General features: G+C 51.2%; 15 protein-coding genes. 14 read left to right on the top strand and 1 reads right to left on the bottom strand.

Annotated features, from left to right (window positions below):
• Positions 1-41: 41 nt before the first annotated feature.
• On the bottom strand, positions 42-929 hold the full coding sequence (locus BV405_RS09095; protein ID WP_086480545.1) for a LysR family transcriptional regulator: 888 nt from the start codon (positions 927-929) through the stop codon (positions 42-44).
• A 223-nt stretch (positions 930-1,152) separates the two neighbouring features.
• Between BV405_RS09095 and leuC the strand changes: the two genes are divergently transcribed.
• From leuC to purF, 14 genes are all read left to right on the top strand, one after another.
• Positions 1,153-2,583 carry a 3-isopropylmalate dehydratase large subunit gene (gene leuC / locus BV405_RS09090; RefSeq protein ID WP_086480544.1) on the top strand — a complete coding sequence of 477 codons (1,431 nt, stop codon included), beginning with the start codon at positions 1,153-1,155 and terminating at the stop codon, positions 2,581-2,583.
• 15 nt (positions 2,584-2,598) lie between these two features.
• Positions 2,599-3,240, top strand: a complete 642-nt coding sequence (leuD, locus tag BV405_RS09085; RefSeq protein ID WP_086480543.1) for a 3-isopropylmalate dehydratase small subunit — start codon at positions 2,599-2,601, stop codon at positions 3,238-3,240.
• Positions 3,241-3,372: 132 nt separating this feature from the next.
• The gene (gene leuB / locus BV405_RS09080; protein WP_086480542.1) at positions 3,373-4,440 is read left to right on the top strand and encodes a 3-isopropylmalate dehydrogenase; all 1,068 of its coding nucleotides are present in this window, start codon (positions 3,373-3,375) and stop codon (positions 4,438-4,440) included.
• Positions 4,441-4,631: 191 nt separating this feature from the next.
• Positions 4,632-5,747 (top strand): aspartate-semialdehyde dehydrogenase, encoded by a 1,116-nt coding sequence (asd, locus tag BV405_RS09075; protein ID WP_086480541.1) that lies wholly within the window; start codon positions 4,632-4,634, stop codon positions 5,745-5,747.
• Between the two features lie 523 nt (positions 5,748-6,270).
• On the top strand, positions 6,271-9,894 hold the full coding sequence (locus tag BV405_RS09070; RefSeq protein ID WP_086480540.1) for a FimV/HubP family polar landmark protein: 3,624 nt from the start codon (positions 6,271-6,273) through the stop codon (positions 9,892-9,894).
• Between the two features lie 159 nt (positions 9,895-10,053).
• The gene (gene truA, locus BV405_RS09065; RefSeq protein WP_086480539.1) at positions 10,054-10,902 is read left to right on the top strand and encodes a tRNA pseudouridine(38-40) synthase TruA; all 849 of its coding nucleotides are present in this window, start codon (positions 10,054-10,056) and stop codon (positions 10,900-10,902) included.
• 3 nt (positions 10,903-10,905) lie between these two features.
• Complete coding sequence (locus tag BV405_RS09060) at positions 10,906-11,520, top strand: phosphoribosylanthranilate isomerase (RefSeq protein WP_086480538.1); 615 nt, start codon at positions 10,906-10,908, stop codon at positions 11,518-11,520.
• Positions 11,517-12,737: a tryptophan synthase subunit beta gene (trpB, locus tag BV405_RS09055; protein WP_086480537.1), complete on the top strand. Its 1,221-nt coding sequence runs from the start codon at positions 11,517-11,519 to the stop codon at positions 12,735-12,737. Before BV405_RS09060 ends, trpB begins: the two co-directional genes overlap by 4 nt.
• An 8-nt stretch (positions 12,738-12,745) precedes the next feature.
• Positions 12,746-13,549, top strand: coding sequence for a tryptophan synthase subunit alpha (trpA, locus tag BV405_RS09050; protein ID WP_086481147.1), 804 nt, complete (start codon positions 12,746-12,748; stop codon positions 13,547-13,549).
• A 162-nt stretch (positions 13,550-13,711) separates the two neighbouring features.
• On the top strand, positions 13,712-14,572 hold the full coding sequence (gene accD / locus BV405_RS09045) for an acetyl-CoA carboxylase, carboxyltransferase subunit beta (RefSeq protein ID WP_086480536.1): 861 nt from the start codon (positions 13,712-13,714) through the stop codon (positions 14,570-14,572).
• A 14-nt stretch (positions 14,573-14,586) separates the two neighbouring features.
• Positions 14,587-15,909: a bifunctional tetrahydrofolate synthase/dihydrofolate synthase gene (gene folC, locus BV405_RS09040; protein ID WP_086480535.1), complete on the top strand. Its 1,323-nt coding sequence runs from the start codon at positions 14,587-14,589 to the stop codon at positions 15,907-15,909.
• A 78-nt stretch (positions 15,910-15,987) separates the two neighbouring features.
• Positions 15,988-16,482: an SPOR domain-containing protein gene (locus BV405_RS09035; protein WP_086480534.1), complete on the top strand. Its 495-nt coding sequence runs from the start codon at positions 15,988-15,990 to the stop codon at positions 16,480-16,482.
• A gap of 101 nt (positions 16,483-16,583) precedes the next feature.
• Positions 16,584-17,057, top strand: a complete 474-nt coding sequence (locus tag BV405_RS09030; RefSeq protein ID WP_086480533.1) for a CvpA family protein — start codon at positions 16,584-16,586, stop codon at positions 17,055-17,057.
• Between the two features lie 43 nt (positions 17,058-17,100).
• Positions 17,101-18,618: an amidophosphoribosyltransferase gene (purF, locus tag BV405_RS09025; RefSeq protein ID WP_086480532.1), complete on the top strand. Its 1,518-nt coding sequence runs from the start codon at positions 17,101-17,103 to the stop codon at positions 18,616-18,618.
• Positions 18,619-18,666 lie beyond the last annotated feature (48 nt).

Here is an 18,666-nt window from a genome sequence, read left to right as displayed (position 1 = left end):
GTGCTTTGTTTTTCCTCTTTCATTTTTTCCTCCTTTCGTGATCAGTCGGAATATGCCGCATCTTTATTTTGCTCCAGTAGCTGAATCATCTTCTGACCTGCGTTCGAGAGGGTGCGTTCTTTGTGGTACAGATACCCCAATGGTCGGGTGATATCCACATCCGGTAGCGGGATCACCTGCATGGTGTCATCGATCAGGGTGTCCGGCAGCAGGCTCCAGCCAAGGCCGATAGAGACCATCATCTTCAGGGTTTCCATATAGTTGGTGGAAAGCGCTACATTCAAGGTCAGGTTTTCCCGGGCAAAAGCGGTTTCAACAATGCCCCGGGTAAAGGTCTGAAAACCAGGCAGTACCGCATCAAAGTGAGTCAGATCCTGCAGTTTTACCTTGTCGAATTGATTCAGCGGATGATCCTTGGAAACCACCAGTTTCAGATGATCAGTCCAGACCGGAACCACCTTAAGGCTTGAATTGGTCTGCGGTGAAAGCGTCACCACCGCCAGCTCCAGCTTACCCTGCATAATGCCTTCGTAGGCCTGCTCCGAATCCAGAAAACGCATATCCAGTTTCACCTGAGGGTGCTGTTGGGTAAAAGCCTTCAATACCGGCGGCAGCCGATGCAGCCCGATATGGTGACTGGTGGCCAGTACCAGAGAGCCTGAAATCTCACCGTTCAGGTTGTTCAGCAGCCTGCGGGTATCTTCCAGTTCAATCAGTACGCTTCGCGCTCTTGGCATCAGTGCCTGGCCCGCTTCGGTCAGGTGTGTCTGGCGACCGATGCGGTCAAAGAGTTTGCACTCCAGCTGTTGTTCCAGATTGGCGATGCGTTTGGATATAGCGGGTTGGGTCAGGTGCAGCAGTTCTGCTGCCCGGGAGAAAGAGCCGGTTTCAGCCACGGTAATAAAGGCGTACAGGGATTGGGTATCCATAACGTGTTTCCGGTTGTATTTGTTTTTCGGGGGGCAGGGTTTAGTATAACCAATTGGAATCCAATAGATAAAAAATATGAATTTGTGTTATCGCTGCGCCGCTTATAAACTGGCTGCAGTCTCCCGAAAGAAGAAAACGGATTGCCGCTTTAAAACTGCATTTCCGGTTAAAACGATTTAAAAACTCGGGCTGAACAAAATATATGCATGAGGAGTTAGGCAGATGGCAGGCAAAACCCTGTACGACAAATTGTGGGACAACCATTTGGTTGAACAGCGTGATGACGGTACTTCATTAATCTACATCGACCGTCAGCTGTTGCACGAAGTAACTTCACCACAGGCGTTTGAAGGTCTGCGTCTGGCTAACCGTAAGCCATGGCGTCTGGATGCCAACCTGGCAACTCCGGATCACAACGTACCGACCACGCTGAAAGAGCGTAAAGAGGGTAATGCCGGTATCGAAGATCCGGTTTCCAAGATTCAGGTTGTTACCCTGGATGAGAACTGCGATGACTTCGGTATTACCGAATTCAAAATCAACGATATCCGTCAGGGTATTGTGCACGTAGTTGGCCCTGAGCAGGGTGCGACTCTGCCGGGTATGACGCTGGTATGCGGTGACTCACATACGGCTACCCACGGCGCTTTTGGTGCTCTGGCCCACGGTATCGGTACTTCTGAAGTTGAACACGTACTGGCAACCCAGTGTCTGATTCAGCGCAAAATGAAAAACATGCTGGTTAAAGTGAACGGCACTTTGGCCGCTGGTGTGACCGGTAAAGATATCGTACTGGCTGTGATCGGTAAGATCGGCACTGCAGGTGGTACCGGTTACGCAATTGAGTTTGGTGGTGAAGCGATTCAGCAGCTGTCTATGGAAGGTCGTATGACCATCTGTAACATGGCGATTGAAGCCGGTGCCCGCGTTGGTCTGGTGGCTGTGGATCAGACCACTATCGACTACGTAAAAGGTCGTCCTTTTGCACCGACGGAAGCTCAGTGGGAACAGGCTGTAGCCGCATGGAGCGATCTGCACTCTGACGCTGATGCTCAGTTTGACGCTGTGGTTGAACTGGAAGCCTCGGATATTGAGCCGCAGGTTACCTGGGGTAACTCGCCTGAGATGGTGGTTCCTGTGTCTGCCGTTGTGCCGAACCCGGCCGATCAATCCGATGAAAACCAGCAGAAAGCTTATACCCGTGCCTTAGAATATATGGGGCTGAATGCTGGCCAGGCGATTACTGATATCAAACTGGATCGTGTGTTTATTGGTTCCTGCACCAACTCCCGTATTGAAGACTTGCGTGAAGCTGCTGCTATTGCCAAGGGCAAAAAAGTAGCGGCGAACGTTAAGCAGGCTTTGGTGGTACCGGGTTCCGGTCTGGTGAAACAGCAGGCGGAAAAAGAAGGTCTGGATAAGATCTTTATCGAAGCCGGTTTCGAATGGCGTGAGCCGGGTTGCTCCATGTGTCTGGCGATGAATGCCGACAAGCTGGGTGCCGGTGAACACTGTGCATCAACCTCGAACCGTAACTTTGAAGGTCGTCAGGGCTTTGGTGGCCGTACGCATCTGGTGAGTCCGGGTATGGCAGCTGCTGCAGCTGTTGCCGGTCACTTTGTTGATGTTCGTGACGTTCTGCAAGCTAACTGATTACCGGAGGCACCCATGGAAAAGTTTACTCAATTAGATGGCCTGGTTGCGCCAATGGACCGCGCCAATGTCGATACCGACATGATTATCCCTAAGCAGTTTCTGAAGTCGATCAAGCGTTCTGGTTTTGGCCCGAACCTGTTTGATGAGCTGCGTTATCTGGATGAAGGCAAGCCGGATCAGGATTGCAGCCAGCGTCCGAAGAACCCGGACTTTGTTCTGAACCAGCCGCGTTACGAAGGTGCTTCTGTACTGCTGGCACGTCAGAACTTCGGTTGTGGTTCTTCCCGTGAGCACGCCCCTTGGGCGTTGCTGGATTACGGTTTCCGCTGTGTGATCGCGCCAAGCTTTGCTGATATCTTCTACAACAACTGCTTTAAGAACGGCATTCTGCCGATCGTTTTGGATGAAGCCACCGTTGATAGTCTGTTTAAAGAAGTGGCGGGTGAAGAAGGTTACCGTCTGACAGTTGATCTGGAAGCGAAAGAGATCCGCACACCCGGTGGCCGCAGCATCGCGTTTGATGTTGATGACTTCCGTCGTCATTGCCTGATCAACGGTCTGGACGATATCGGCCTGACGCTGGAAAAAGCTGATGCGATCAAGGCGTTTGAAGCCAAGCATCAGGCTGCACAGCCTTGGCTGTTTCGCGGCTGATAGCCCGCTTTTTTAAGAGAAGTGCGGCTTAGAGCAAGAATTTTAAGTGCTGACAGAGCGTGTTAAGCGCGAAAGTAAAACCCTATTTGAATTTAAATGGCAGGTTACCCGCCTGCCTCGGGAAGAAAGAACATGACAAAGAATGTATTGGTATTGCCGGGTGACGGTATTGGTCCTGAGATCGTAACTGAAGCGGTAAAAGTGCTGGGTGCACTGAATCTGGATATCGAAATCGATACCGCTCTGATCGGTGGTGCTGCGGTAGACGCAACCGGTAACCCGCTGCCGGAAGAAACCATGACTAAAGCACGCGCTGCAGATGCCATTCTGCTGGGTGCGGTAGGTGGTCCTAAGTGGGACGGTAACCCTATGGAGCAGCGTCCTGAGAAAGGCCTGCTGGGTATTCGTTCTCAGCTGGAGCTGTTTGCTAACCTGCGTCCTGCGATTCTTTATCCGCAGCTGGCTGAAGCCTCCACGCTGAAGCCTGAAGTGGTTTCCGGTCTGGATATCCTGATCGTGCGCGAACTGACCGGCGGTATCTACTTTGGTCAGCCACGTGGCATCCGTACGCTGGAAAACGGTGAGCGTGAAGGTTACAACACCTACGTTTACTCCGAGTCTGAGATCCGTCGTATCGGCCGTCAGGCTTTTGAAGCGGCTCAGAAACGTGGTAAGCGTCTGTGCTCCATCGACAAGTCCAACGTACTGGAAGTAACGGTACTGTGGAAAGAGGTGATGGACGAGCTGGCGAAAGAATACCCGGATGTTGAGCTGTCTCACATGCTGGTAGACAACGCTGCTATGCAGCTGGTTCGTGCACCTAAGCAGTTTGATGTAATGGTAACCGGTAACATGTTCGGCGATATCCTGTCTGATGCTGCTGCTATGCTGACCGGTTCTATCGGCATGCTGCCGTCTGCGTCTCTGGATCAGAACGGTAAAGGTATGTACGAGCCTTGCCATGGTTCTGCACCGGATATCGCAGGTCAGGGTAAAGCGAACCCGCTGGCAACCATTCTGTCTGTTGCCATGATGCTGCGTTACTCGCTGAATGAAACTGCGGCAGCAGATCGTATCGAAAAAGCGGTGGAAGCGGTTCTGGATCAGGGCCTGCGTACCGGCGATATCATGTCTGAAGGCTGCACTCTGGTCAGCACTGAAGAGATGGGTGAAGCGGTTGTAGCAGCGCTGCTGAAATAAGCGGCCGCAGCTCTTCTGAAATAACCCGCTGCAGCACTGAGCTGCAGAGTAAAAAAAACAGGGCAGTGGCAGGCTGCCACGGGGCGAACCACAAGTTTGCCCCGGCTAAAAACTGCATTAAATCCCTTAACCGGACGCAGCCTCATATCGGGCTGCAGTCGGAAATACTCCATAGACCAATAGGTGACAATATGGCTCAAAAACGTGTAGGTCTTGTTGGCTGGCGCGGAATGGTAGGTTCTGTGCTGATGCAGCGCATGCAGGATGAAGGTGACTTTAACCACATCGAACCTATTTTCTTCACAACCTCTCAGGCGGGTCAGGCTGCACCGAATTTCGGTAAAGAAGCGCCTGCTCTGAAAGACGCTACCGATATCGAAGAGCTGAAGGCCATGGATATTATCATCACCTGTCAGGGTGGTGATTACACGAAAGCGGTTTATCCAAAGCTGCGTGAAAGCGGCTGGAATGGCTACTGGATCGATGCGGCATCTTCCCTGCGTATGGAAGACGACGCCATCATCGTTCTGGATCCGGTGAACATGCATGTGATCAAAGACGGTCTGGCCAAGGGTGTTAAAACCTTTGTTGGCGGTAACTGCACCGTTTCCCTGATGCTGATGGGCCTTGGCGGTCTGTTCAAAAATGATCTGGTAGAGTGGATGACCTCCATGACTTACCAGGCGGCTTCCGGTGGCGGTGCCCGTCACATGAAGGAGCTGATCTCTCAGATGGGTATCATCCACAATTCAGTGGCGGACGACATTGCGTCCTCCGCGGCAATTCTGGATATCGATCGTAAAGTTGCCGAGACGATCCGTAGCGAGCAGATGCCGCTGGACAACTTTGGCGCACCACTGGCGGGTTCTCTGATCCCTTGGATCGATACCAAGCTGGATAACGGCCAGAGCCGTGAAGAGTGGAAAGCAGTTGCGGAAACCAACAAGATTCTGGGTCTGAGCGACAGCCCGATTCCGATCGACGGTACTTGTGTGCGTATCGGTGCGATGCGTTGCCACAGCCAGGCATTCACCATCAAGCTGAAGCGCGATGTGCCTATGGACGAGATCGAGTCCATGATCGCTGAAGCTAACGATTGGGTGAAAGTGATTCCTAACGAGCGTGATATCACGGCTCAGGAACTGACGCCTGCGAAAGTAACCGGCACTCTGAGTGTACCGGTAGGTCGTCTGCGTAAGATGAATCTGGGTAATGAGTTCCTGAATGCGTTCAGCGTGGGCGACCAGCTGCTGTGGGGGGCTGCAGAGCCTCTGCGTCGTATGCTGATGATTCTGCTGAACGACTAAAGGGTTTAAGCAGGTCTGGCCTGCTGTATCCTTTTTTGGCAAGAAGCCTGCCCTCGGCAGGCTTCTTCCGTTTCTGCGGCAAGCCGTTACCTTAAAACGGTTTATAACCAGAACCTTAAGCGTTAATTACTTCTAATGTCTGATCCGCTAACACCTGATTTTTAATTTCTTCCCTTCAGGTTCAGATATACTGAGCTCTTGCCGATAAACAATTCGTGTCATCGCTTTAAATTATTAGTCGTATATCTGTTTTTACTTTGGCTTGCTTCTTGCTTTGCTTGTAAGCAGGTTATTTGCTTTTAAGTTTTGCTTCAGCGTTTCGATTCAAAAAAGCTGAGAAAAAATAACGACCTAAACTAATAAAAAACCTGAATGGTTCTTTGGTGATGTGTACAATTTGTTGAATAATTGATAAAAGTTACACATATCCAATATCAACTGGGACAGTTAAGGCTAAGGTTTTCCGATCTCAGTCTGTCGTACTGCCTTTCAGGTCAGTGCAAAGTGTTAAGGAATCAGAAATATGGTGCGCAAGCTGGCGGGTACTCTTGCGACGGTGGGCATGTTAAGCAGTCCACTGGCGTTTGCTTTGGGGCTCGGAGAAGCCGAGTTACTTTCATCACTGAATCAGCCCTTCAAGGCAACGATTCAACTGGCACAGACTAAAGGTGTCGATGCAGAAGATATCCGCGTACAACTTGCGGATGAGCGTGCATTTGCCAAAGCCGGTCTTGATCGCCAGTTTTTCCTGCAGAACCTGAGCTTCAGCGTTCTTCCCGGTGAAAATGGTCCCTACATTGAGTTGACAAGTGCTCAACCGGTTAAAGAGCCCTTCCTGAATTTCCTGCTTGAGGTTGAATGGCCTCAGGGGCAGTTGATGCGGGAATATACCTTCCTGCTGGATCCGCCGACCTATAACAATACTCTGACGCAACAGTATGCTCAGACCAGCCAAACTTCTCAGCCTCTGGCCGCTCCTGCAGCCGGTAATCTGGTTGAGGAGGGTGCGCGCCGCATTAAGGTTGGCCCTACTGATACCTTGTGGAGTCTGGCCCGTAAAAACCGTCCGGACACCAATGTCACGATTAAGCAGGCGATGCTGGCGATTCAGGATGCTAACCCTGACGCTTTTCCGACCGGCAATATCAACAATATGGAAGCAGGTAGCACCATCCTGATTCCTAATCGCAGTGCGATGATTAGCCGTTCAGAGCTGGAAGCAATTCGCGAAGTTGCCAGTCAAAACAAAGCTTGGGTTGCCTTTAAAGCGCAATCCGTTCCGGCAGAGCCGAAAGCTGAGCCTGTGATGGCAGATGCTCCGGTTGAGAGTCAACCGCTGAAGCTTGTTGCTGAAGCTGAAGAAACGGCTGCACCGGAAGCGGCATCTGCAGATGTGAGCGAAGAGCTGGCGCTGAGCAAAGAAACTCTGGATCAGTCGGCCCGTGAGAAAGCTGAGCTTTCCAGCCGTCTGGATGATCTGCAGAAACAGGTTAACACTCTGCAGAAGCTGATTCGTCTGAAAGATGAGCAGCTGGCAGCCATGGAAGCGATGCTGGATAAGCAAAACCAGTTGCTGGCGGGTAAGTCCGTCGCTGATGCTTCTGAGGGGGGGATGAATCAGGAGGTTCAGCCACCTGTTGCCTCGACCTCTTCAGCAGCAACTACCGGTCAGGTAACTGCTGGTGCAATCGGCCTTGATTTGGCTGCAGAGGCTGAGAAACAAAATGCTGAGGCAGAAATGCCGGCAAAGCAGGAGATGGCTTCTGAGGCCGTCAAAGAAGAAGCTAAGCCTGAACCTGTAAAGTCCTTCTCTCTGGATAAGCAGGAAACTCAGGAGCTTGATCCGGGTTCTTTCCTGGTGGACAGTCTGCGTAAAAACGCAACCATCATTGGTGGCGCAGCGGCAGCGGTTCTTGCTCTGGTACTTCTGTTGATGGTGATGCGTCGTCGCCGTAAGTCTGGCGATGCAGATGCTAAGAAAAATAGTTCAGATGATTCCGGTATGTCTGATCTGGCGACCGGTGCGGTAGCAGGTGCAGCTGGCGTTGCGGCGCTGGATGCGATCTCTGACGATGATCTGCCGGACGATCTGGCTCTGGATGATGACCTGAGTGGTGATCTGGATGATGATCTGAGTGGTGGTCTGGATGACACAAGCCTGGATATGGATCTGAGCCTTGATGAGACTCCGGCTGAACCAGCTGCTGAAGAGCTGAGTCTGGATGATCTGGGTGAGTCTGATGCACTGGCAGAAAGCTCCTCTGCTGAAATCGAAGATCTGGGTGACTTTGATCTGGGGGATCTGGATGCTGATGACGAGCCAGCAGCCGGTGATGGAGAAGCTCTGGATCTGGATGGCGAGCTTGATCTTGATGATCTGGATTTCTCCGAAGATTTTGATCTGGGCGATCTTGATGATGGTTCAGATGACAAAGGTTCTGACGGTGAGGAGGACTCTCAAGTCCCTTTCGCGCAAGCTGAGTTGACAGAAAACACCGTATCAGCAGAGGAAGCTGATTCCGGTGAGTCGGCTCAGGATAATCTCATTGAACTGGACACTGATGAACTTGAGATTCCTCAGGCTGAAACGCTTGCGGAAGCCGAAGATCTTGGTGACCTGGAACTCGAGGATATCGCTGAACCTGAAGCAGTGGTTGACGAATACGATGATTCAGAAGAACTGATCGACCTTGAAGGTGATGATCTGAGTGATCTGGATCTGCTGGATGATACTGAAGGCCTGACTGAAGATTCCCTGATCGCCTCAGAAGATGATCTGAGCGATGATGATCTGCTGGCTGAACTGGCAAATGAGGCTGCAGCGCTTGAGGCAGCGGCGGCTGATGAGTCAGATGAGTTGGTTTTCGATGATTCCGACTCCGATGATCTGTCGGCAGAAGATCTGAGTGTTGATTTTGATCTTGATGATCTCAGCCCGGAAGTAGATCTGAGTGTTGCAGATGATTCTGCAGAGCTTTCTTTAGATGATGAGCTCTCTTTAGAAGAGCTTTCAGATGAAGCAGGCGACAGTGCATCTGACGTTGCTGGAGATCTCAGTGCTCTTGATGAAGCCCAGACCTATCGTGAACTGGGTCAGCCAGAGCAAGCCGCCGCTATTCTTCAGCGTACTCTGGGTGAGAATCCGGAAGATAACGATGTTCGCCTGAAGTTTATGGAAGTGCTGGTCGACCTGGGGGATGAAGCAACCTTCGATCATGAGTTGCGACAGCTTCAGGAAGTCGGTGATGCTAAAGCGCTGAGTGATGCTCTGGCTTTGCAGCAGGAGCTCTACAATAAAGTCGGTGCCAGCAACTATGTGGCTTCACCTTCTGTAGATGATCTTGGCGATCTGGATGATATTCAGGCCCTTGATAGTGAAGTGAATACTTCTGCTGAGACATCAGATGAAGATAGTAAGTACGATCTTGATCTGAGCAGTGAGCTTGATGCGCTTGAGCGTGACTTCACCCGCTACGCTGGTGAGGAATCATCAGATGACTCCAGTCTGGATGACGTTGACTTTGAGTTGACGGATCTGGATCTGAGCGACGACATCAAAGATAACGAGCCTATGATCAACCTTGATCCTCTGGATTTGGGTGAGCCTGAGCCTCTGGATACTGCAGACTTTGAGCTGACAGATCTGGCGGATCTGGAATCTGATGATCTGGTTCAGATCTCTGCGGCGGAAGAAGATTCAGAGTATGACTTTGATGATACCCGTGAAGCGCTGCGTTCGGATACACAGGACTATATCGCTGATCTGGGTGATCTTTCGATGTCGGCCAGTAAGGACAGCGATGCTCTGCAGCTGAGCGGCATGGAAGATCTGGTAGGTCAGGATCTGAGTGATGATGACGAGATTGTTGATCTGTCTCCGAACATCGACGAAGAGGATGATCTGGCGGATCTGGGTGAATTGTCTGATATCGCTTTTGATGAAAGCTCTGACGATGACCAGCTGAACATCGATGGCCTGCTGGATGAGAATGAAGATCCGGAAATCAAACTGGATCTGGCGAGAGCCTACGTGGATATGGGGAATACTTCCTCAGCCATAGAAGCGCTGGAAGATGTTCTGAAACGCGGCAATGCGGATCAGAAAGAAGAAGCCAGTGCTTTGATTGCTAAGCTTCAGGGCGAATAAGCTTGCTCTAGGTTTTAGTGATCAGCAAAAAATCGGGTCTGACTTCGGTCAGGCCCGTTGCTGTTTTTAGCCTGCAGATTAATCGATAAACCTCAGGCGCATCTGATGGCATAATGGCCATCCTTTTATCTGTATCTAAATGAGTCCGCTTTACCCGATATGATCCAGCTTCCTGTAATTCCCGATGATAATGGCCGTGCTGGCCGCTACGCCATGTGTGTTGAATATAACGGCTCCGGTTACCATGGCTGGCAGACCCAGCAGCCTGGTGTAAAGAGCGTTCAGGAAACCCTGGAGAAGGCGCTGAGCAAGGTTGCCAATGAGCCTATCACTGTGATGTGCTCAGGTCGCACCGATACCGGTGTGCATGCCTCGTCGCAGATTGTGCATTTTGACTCAACAGCGGTGCGTTCCAGTAAAGCCTGGACCTTTGGTTGTAATACCAATCTGCCGGACAGTATCGCAGTGCGTTGGGCGATTCCTGTGGATGGCGAGTTTCATGCCCGCTATTCAGCAACCTCCCGTCGCTATCGTTATGTGATCTATAACCAGCGGGTGCGCCCGGCTCTGATGTCGGATCAGATGACCTGGTTTGATCGCCCACTCGATGAAGAAAAAATGCATCAGGCGGTTCAGCACCTCTTAGGCGAAAACGACTTTTCGTCATTCCGAGCTGCTGGTTGTCAGTCGAATACGCCGTGGCGTAATATCGAGAAAGCCAAAGTATTCCGTATGGGCTGCCTGGTGATTCTTGAGATTCAGGCAAACGCATTTCTGCACCACATGATTCGCAATATTGTTGGTGCTCTGCTACCAGTGGGGGCGGGGGACAAACCTGTTCAGTGGATTGCTGATCTGCTGGCGCTGCGTGATCGCACGCAGGCGGGTGTTACTGCGCCGCCCTATGGCCTCTATTTTGTTGAAGCCCAATATCCGGAGCACTTCGGCCTGCCGAAACTGGAGCTGGGCCCGCACTTTTTAACCCTGTTAGGTTCTGAGAATATCTGAGTCATGAGAACCCGCGTAAAAATCTGTGGAATTACCCGAATTGAAGATGCACTGGAAGCGATAGCGGCGGGTGCCGATGCCTTAGGCTTTGTGTTTTATAAACCAAGCCCGCGCTATGTGACGCCGGAGAAAGCCGGCGAAATCATCGCTCAGCTGCCTCCTTTTGTGACGACTGTTGCACTTTTTGTTAATGAACCGCAGGACGACATTTGTCGTATCCTAGAGGTCACTGGTTGTGATCTGATTCAGTTCCATGGAGACGAGAGCGCTGACCTTTGCGCTTCCTTCAATCGTCCCTGGATCAAGGCATTACGTGTTAAAGATGCCGACTCTCTGTCAGAGCAACTAATTGAATTCAAAGATGCTCGTGCGCTTCTGCTGGACAGTTATCGTCCCGGCGTTCCGGGCGGAACCGGCGAGACCTTTAACTGGGAACTGATCCCTGAAAATTCGCCGCGACCTATTATTCTTGCCGGAGGCTTAACTCCGGAAAACATCAGCTCTGCCGTGCAGCAACTCCAACCCTATGGGGTTGATGTGTCAGGCGGTGTTGAAGCCCAGAAAGGGATTAAAGATCCCGCTAAAATCCATGCATTTATTAGAGGTGCAAATCCGTGACCAAGGCGAACACCTATGCTGAACTTCTGCAACTGCCGGATACTAAAGGCCATTTTGGTCCTTATGGCGGTCGCTTTGTTTCAGAAACGCTGAGCTACGCGTTAGAAGAACTGGAAAATACCTATAACAAGCTGTCAAAAGATCCTGAATTTCAGGCTGAGTTTGATAAAGATCTGGCCCATTATGTGGGTCGTCCTTCACCGCTTTACCACGCAGAACGATGGTCACGGATGCTGGGTGGTGCGCAGATTTTTCTGAAGCGTGAGGATCTGAATCACACGGGTGCTCACAAAGTTAATAACACCATTGGTCAGGCGCTGCTGGCGAAATACACCGGTAAACCCCGTGTTATCGCTGAAACCGGTGCCGGTCAGCATGGTGTGGCAACGGCTACTGTTGCGGCCCGTCTTGGCCTTGAGTGCGAAATTTTCATGGGTGCGGACGACGTTAAGCGTCAGTCTCTGAACGTGTACCGTATGAAACTGCTGGGTGCCAAAGTACATGCCGTTACTTCAGGTTCCCGTACTCTGAAAGATGCGATGAACGAAGCGCTGCGCGATTGGGTAACTAACGTCGACAACACTTTCTACATTATTGGTACCGTTGCCGGTCCTCACCCGTATCCGATGCTGGTGCGTGACTTTAACTCGGTAATCGGTCGTGAAGCCCGTGAACAGAGTCTTACTCAGAATGGTCGTCTGCCGGATGCTCTGGTTGCCTGTGTAGGTGGCGGTTCTAATGCAATGGGACTTTTCTATCCGTTCCTGCAGGATGAATCTGTTGCTATGTATGGTGTGGAAGCCGGTGGTGATGGTATCGAAACCGGTCGTCACGCAGCTCCACTGTGTGCCGGTGAGCCGGGTGTACTGCACGGCAACCGTACCTACCTGATGCAGGATAACGATGGTCAGATCATCGAGACTCACTCCGTATCCGCAGGTCTGGATTATCCGGGTGTGGGTCCTGAACACGCTTACCTGAAAGATATAGGTCGTGTGAACTACGTGGCCGCTAACGATGACGAAGTGCTGGCAGCTTTCCGTGAACTGACCCGTGTTGAAGGCATTATGCCTGCTTTGGAGAGCAGCCACGCCCTGGCCTATGGACGTAAGCTGGCTCAGACTATGTCTCCTGATCAGCACATTATTATCAACCTGTCCGGCCGTGGTGATAAAGATATCCACACGGTTGCGGGTATCGATGGAATTACGGTGTGAGGTTGATGATGAATCGTTTAGAAGAAAAATTTGCAGCTCTGAATGCTGAAGGCAAAAAGGCACTGATTCCTTACATCACAGGCGGTGACCCTAAGCCGGAATACACGGAAGGTCTGATGCATGCACTGGTTGAAGCCGGTGCCGACATGATCGAGCTGGGTATGCCGTTCTCGGATCCTATGGCTGATGGCCCTGTGATTCAGAAAGCCTGTGAGCGTGCTCTGGCAGCAGGTGCCAGTGTTCAGGGTGTTCTGGATATCGTGGCGTCATTCCGCGAAAAAGACAGTACTACCCCGGTTGTACTGATGGGCTATCTGAACCCGATCGAGCACATGGGCTACGAAACCTTCGCAGCGAAAGCCAAAGCATCCGGTGTTGATGGTGTTCTTCTGGTGGATCTGCCCCCGGAAGAAGCGGAAGAAGTCGTTCCTGTATTCAAAGAATCCGGTATCGATACCATCTTCCTGGTTGCTCCAACGACCACCCGTGAACGTGCCGCTAAAATTGCAGCACACGCCTCCGGTTACCTGTATTACGTGTCAGTAAAAGGTGTGACCGGTTCCGCCACACTGGATGTTGCAGAAGTGGGTGGCAAGCTTGCGGATCTGCGTGAACTGACTGATGTGCCTCTGGCGGTTGGTTTTGGTATCCGTGACGGTGCGTCAGCTGCTGCGGTTAGTCAGGTTGCTGATGGTGTGATCGTGGGTAGCGTGCTGGTGAACTGTATTGCAGAACTGGCAGAGACCCCGGAAAAAATTGCACCGGCACTTCAGGAGCGTATTAAAGAGATGCGTTTGGCAATGGATGCCTAAAAACACGCTTCTTTACTTTATGTGATCCGTGTAGTTTTGGTATATTGCACCTACGCTCAGAGAACGCCCCTTTTCAGGGGCGTTCTTTATCACAAAAAGATTCGCTGCTGGTCGCCCGAGGGCGGCCAAGCTGTTATACGGAATAGCAGAAGTAAATAACTTATGAGTTGGCTCGAAAAAATTGTACCTTCGATCGTTCGTTCCGATCGTAACCGTCGTAACAATATTCCTGAAGGCCTGTGGCGCAAGTGCCCTAAGTGTGAAACTGTTCTCTACCGCCCGGAGCTGGAGAAAAGTCACAATGTGTGTCCGAAATGTGACCACCACATGCGTCTTACTGCCCGTAAGCGTCTGGGTATGTTCCTGGATGAAGATGGCCGTACCGAGCTGTTCTCTGAGATCGAGCCAGTAGATCGTCTGAAGTTTAAAGACTCCAAGAAGTATAAGGATCGTCTGGCGGCCGCTCAGCGTGATACTGAAGAGAAAGATGCGCTGATCGTTATGCGCGGTACTGTTCAGGGTGTTGAAGTTGTTGCCTGTTCCTTCGAGTTTAACTTCATGGGTGGTTCCATGGGTTCTGTGGTTGGTCAGCGCTTTGTTAAAGCGGCTGAACTGGCTCTGGCTGAAGGCATTCCTTTCATCTGTTTCTCCGCCAGTGGCGGTGCCCGTATGCAGGAAGCACTGTTCTCCCTGATGCAGATGGCCCGTACCAGTGCAGCTCTTGAGAAACTGAAGCAGGCGGGTATTCCGTATATTTCTGTTCTGACCGATCCTGTTTACGGTGGTGTTTCTGCGAGTCTGGCGATGCTGGGTGATCTGAACGTTGCTGAGCCTTTTGCTCTGTGTGGTTTCGCGGGTCCTCGTGTTATCGAGCAGACTGTACGTGAGAAACTGCCGGAAGGCTTCCAGCGCAGTGAGTTCCTGCTGGATCACGGTACGGTTGATATGATTATCCACCGTCACGAGCTGCGTGAGCGTCTGTCATCTATTCTGCGTAAACTGACGGCTATGCCGGCAAACTGAGCATTCGCTGATCAATGAACACCCAATCCGGTACTTCGGTCTCCGGTAAGCAAACCCCTGGTTCTCAGGGGTTTGCTGCTGATAAGGCCTCACTTTCTGAATGGCTGGGCTATCTTGAAGCTCTGCATCCGACTGAAATCGATCTTGGCCTTGACCGTCTGCGTCAGGTCGCTGAGCGACTCGATATCACTTCGCTTCCCTGTAAAGTTGTCACCGTTGCCGGTACCAACGGCAAAGGCTCAACCGTAGCGCTGCTTGAAAGTGTGTTGCGTGCTGGTGGCTACAGGACAGGTTGCTACACCTCTCCACATTTTCTGCATTACAACGAGCGTATCGCCCTTGATGGTGAGCCGGTTGCTGATGAGCTGATCTGCAAGGCCTTTGCTCAGATCGAGCAGGCCCGTGGTGATATCTCTCTGACCTATTTTGAGTTCGGTACGTTGGCAGCGTTTCTTGTGTTTGCTGAGCAGAAGCCGGATGTTGCGATTCTGGAGGTGGGTTTGGGCGGCCGTCTTGATGCGGTGAACCTGATCGATCCGGATGTATCAGTCGTCACCACAATCGCGCTGGACCATGAAAGCTGGTTAGGTTCGGATATTGAACAGATCGGACGTGAGAAAGCGGGTATTTTCCGTAGTGGTAAGCCTGCGATTATTGGCTCTCAGCAGATTGTGAGTTCCGTTCGGGAAACAGCAGAAGCGCTGGGTTGTTGCTCTATCGATCAGTTGGGTTATCAGTATCGCTGGTCAGAAGCTGATCAGGGCTGGAACTGGCAGCAGCTGAATGCTGAAGGCGAGGTAACGCTGCAGTATCTGCAGCTACCGAATGTGAATCTGCCAACTGATAATGCAGCGACTGTTCTTCAGGTGATCCAGCATCTTGGACTGGATATCGCCGGTGATGCGCTTTATCAGGGGCTGGCTACTGCACAGCTAACGGGACGTATGCAGCGTCTGGGGCGTTTTATGCTGGATGTCGCTCATAACCCTCACGCTGCAGAATATGTCGCTAAACGTCTGCCTCAGGTTGAAGGTAAGCGAGTAGCGCTTTTGGGTATGCTAGACGATAAAGATATCGAGTCTGTACTGGACATTATGGCTCCGCATTTTGATGCCTGGTATCTGGCCCAACTGGATGGTCCAAGAGCGACAGATGTGAAACGCATTGAATCGCACCTCTCCGCTTTGGGATGTGATAACATGCGCAGCTTCGAGAATGTTTCCTCCGCCCTTGATGGTATTTTAGAGGAAACCTGTGACCAGGATCTTGTCTTTGTCTTCGGTTCTTTCTTTACCGTAGCCGGTGTTCTGGCTGAGAAAGAGCGGCTTAGCGCCTGATATGCTGATATCAGGTTTAAGCCGAACGAAAGCAGGTGGACAGGATCGCCCTGAGCTAAGTGTGAAAGGATCAGACCTGTGAAATATGGCTTAAAACACCGGATCATCGGTGCCATTATTTTGCTTTCCCTCGCGGTCATCTTCCTGCCGATTATGCTGGATGGTGGTGAGCGCCCGCAGCTGCCGCAAACCACCACGCCAATACCGGCTCCTCCTCCTAAGCCTGAAATTAAGGTTCGTGAACCTGTGCCTGAAGAGCGCCCGTCTATCGTTAAGGCTGCACCAGAGCGTGAACAGTGGCAGTCCGGTCTTACTGAGCGACATACTCTGGCCACCTGGACACTGCAGGCCGCAAGTTTCAAAGATGAAGCCAATGCGATGAAACTACGTGATCGCATTCGTGCCAAATCGATTCGCTCCTATGTTCGAGAGCGCGCACCCTATTTTGTTGTTTACGCAGGACCTTTTGCAGATCCGAAAAAGGCTGATGAGGTTAAATCAAAACTCAAAAGTGGTTTTGGTATTAAAGCTCTGATGGTCAGTTATGACCCTATGGCGGATGTTCGTCAGTAGATAATCTTGATCAACCGCCAACCTTCTTTGTCAATTTCGTTGGCTGTTGGCACTCTGAATAAATGGCAAATGAACTGCCGAAAAACAGATAAGGAGTCGTTATGGTCTGGGTAGATTGGGCTATTATTGCAATTCTGATCCTTTCCGCTGTGCTGGGGCTGATGCGCGGCATGGTGCGGGAGTTGATCGCACTGGGAACCTGGGTGGCCGCAATTATGATTGCGCGAATGTTCGGCCCTCAGGTCAGTGAAATTTTAGTACCTTATGTGGATAGTGAAACGGTTCGCACAGGTTTGGGCTTCGCGATTACGGCTATCGTGATTGTGATGCTGGGTTCTATGGTTTCTAAAATTGCCCGAACTTTGGTGACGGCAACCGGCCTTGGCGGTTTTGATCGGATTCTGGGATTTGTATTTGGTGGCATACGTGGCGTTGCCATTCTGGTTGTACTGACAGCTGTCGTTAGCCTGACCTCTCTGAAAGATGAGAGCTGGTGGAGTCAGTCCCAGTTTATTCCTATGTTAGAAGATTTAAGAGATCAGGCCGCAGGCCTGGTTGATAGTCAGATCAGTTAATTTTTTGTTTGAAGTAGTCTAACCCCCTAAGAGGTGATACTAGATGTGCGGAATCGTCGGCATTGTTGCCAATAGCAGTGTAAATCAGGCCATTTATGATGCCCTAACTGTCCTACAGCACCGTGGACAGGACGCTGCCGGTATGATGACTTGCCAGGATGGTCGGTTTTTTCTGCGTAAAAGTAATGGCCTGGTGCGCGATGTATTTCGTACCCGTCATATGCAACGTCTGCATGGCAATATCGGTATTGGCCATGTTCGTTATCCGACAGCTGGTTCTTCCAGCGAGGCGGAATCTCAGCCTTTCTATGTGAACTCACCTTACGGTATCGCACTGGCTCACAACGGTAACCTGACCAACTCTAAAGATCTGGCTGAAGAGCTGTTCAACACCGACCTGCGTCACATCAACACCACTTCTGATTCTGAAGTGCTGCTGAACGTATTTGCTCACGAGCTGGGCAAGCAGGGTCTGCAGCTGACTCCGGAAGATATTTTTGATGCGGTTCGTCGTGTACATCGTCGTTGCAGTGGTGGTTATGCAGCTATCGCTATGATCAGCGGTCTTGGCCTGGTGGCTTTCCGTGATCCTCTGGGTATTCGTCCTGCGGTATTTGGTAAGCGTGAAACCGAGCAGGGCACTGAGTACATGGTTGCTTCCGAAAGCGTGGCGCTGGATGTACTGGGCTTTGAGCTGGTACGTGATATCGCTCCGGGTGAAGCTATCTACATCAGCAAGCAGGGTCAGATCTTCACTCAGCAGTGTGCTGACAAGCCAAACCCACGCCCTTGTATCTTTGAACACGTTTATCTGGCACGTCCTGATTCTATTATGGATGGTATCCACATCCATAAATCCCGTATGCGTATGGGGCAGAAGCTGGCTGAGAAGATTAAGCGTGAGCGTCCTGAGCACGGTATCGATGTGGTTATCCCGATTCCGGACACCAGCCGTACTTCAGCGCTGGAACTGGCGCACCATCTGGGTGTGACCTTCCGCGAAGGCTTTATTAAAAACCGTTATATCGGCCGTACCTTCATCATGCCGGGTCAGACTGAGCGTAAGAAGTCGGTACGTCAGAAACTGAACGCGATTGATCTGGAATTTGAAGGCCGTAACGTACTGCTGGTGGATGACTCCATCGTGCGTGGTACGACCTGTAAGCAGATCATTCAGATGGCTCGTGACGCGGGTGCTAAGAATGTTTACTTCGCATCTGCTGCTCCTGCGGTTCGCTACCCGAACGTATATGGTATCGATATGCCATCTGCGGAAGAGCTGATCGCCCATGGTCGTACCGATGATGAAGTGGCTGAGAAGATCGGTGCTGACTGGCTGATCTATCAGGATCTGGAAGATCTGATCGAGTGCGGCAAAGAGGGGAACCCTGAGATCGAAGGTTTTGACTGCTCAGTATTTAATGGTGAGTACGTAACTGGTGATATCGATCAGGCCTATCTGGATCGTATCGACGCAGAGCGTAACGATGATGCTAAACAGGATGCGAATCCTAAAGTTGACGTTGTGATCGATATGCACAACGACAGCACTGGCGACTAAGGTCAGCCTTTGGCGGTAACCGATGCATCAAAGCAATCGGTTACCGCT

Source organism: Oceanospirillum sanctuarii (genome assembly GCF_002150805.1).
Lineage (GTDB): Bacteria > Pseudomonadota > Gammaproteobacteria > Pseudomonadales > Halomonadaceae > Oceanospirillum > Oceanospirillum sanctuarii.
The sequence above is the reverse complement of the archived record's forward strand: the minus strand, read 5'-3'. Positions and strand labels throughout refer to the sequence as shown.

Coding starts and splice junctions, on each gene's coding strand:
- leuB (WP_086480542.1), top strand. CDS start 3,373: ATGACAAAGAATGTATTGGTATTGCCGGGTGACGGTATTGGTCCTGAG.
- BV405_RS09060 (WP_086480538.1), top strand. CDS start 10,906: ATGAGAACCCGCGTAAAAATCTGTGGAATTACCCGAATTGAAGATGCA.
- truA (WP_086480539.1), top strand. CDS start 10,054: ATGATCCAGCTTCCTGTAATTCCCGATGATAATGGCCGTGCTGGCCGC.
- BV405_RS09095 (WP_086480545.1), bottom strand. CDS start 929: ATGGATACCCAATCCCTGTACGCCTTTATTACCGTGGCTGAAACCGGC.
- purF (WP_086480532.1), top strand. CDS start 17,101: ATGTGCGGAATCGTCGGCATTGTTGCCAATAGCAGTGTAAATCAGGCC.
- leuC (WP_086480544.1), top strand. CDS start 1,153: ATGGCAGGCAAAACCCTGTACGACAAATTGTGGGACAACCATTTGGTT.
- BV405_RS09030 (WP_086480533.1), top strand. CDS start 16,584: ATGGTCTGGGTAGATTGGGCTATTATTGCAATTCTGATCCTTTCCGCT.
- accD (WP_086480536.1), top strand. CDS start 13,712: ATGAGTTGGCTCGAAAAAATTGTACCTTCGATCGTTCGTTCCGATCGT.
- folC (WP_086480535.1), top strand. CDS start 14,587: ATGAACACCCAATCCGGTACTTCGGTCTCCGGTAAGCAAACCCCTGGT.
- leuD (WP_086480543.1), top strand. CDS start 2,599: ATGGAAAAGTTTACTCAATTAGATGGCCTGGTTGCGCCAATGGACCGC.
- asd (WP_086480541.1), top strand. CDS start 4,632: ATGGCTCAAAAACGTGTAGGTCTTGTTGGCTGGCGCGGAATGGTAGGT.
- trpA (WP_086481147.1), top strand. CDS start 12,746: ATGAATCGTTTAGAAGAAAAATTTGCAGCTCTGAATGCTGAAGGCAAA.
- BV405_RS09070 (WP_086480540.1), top strand. CDS start 6,271: ATGGTGCGCAAGCTGGCGGGTACTCTTGCGACGGTGGGCATGTTAAGC.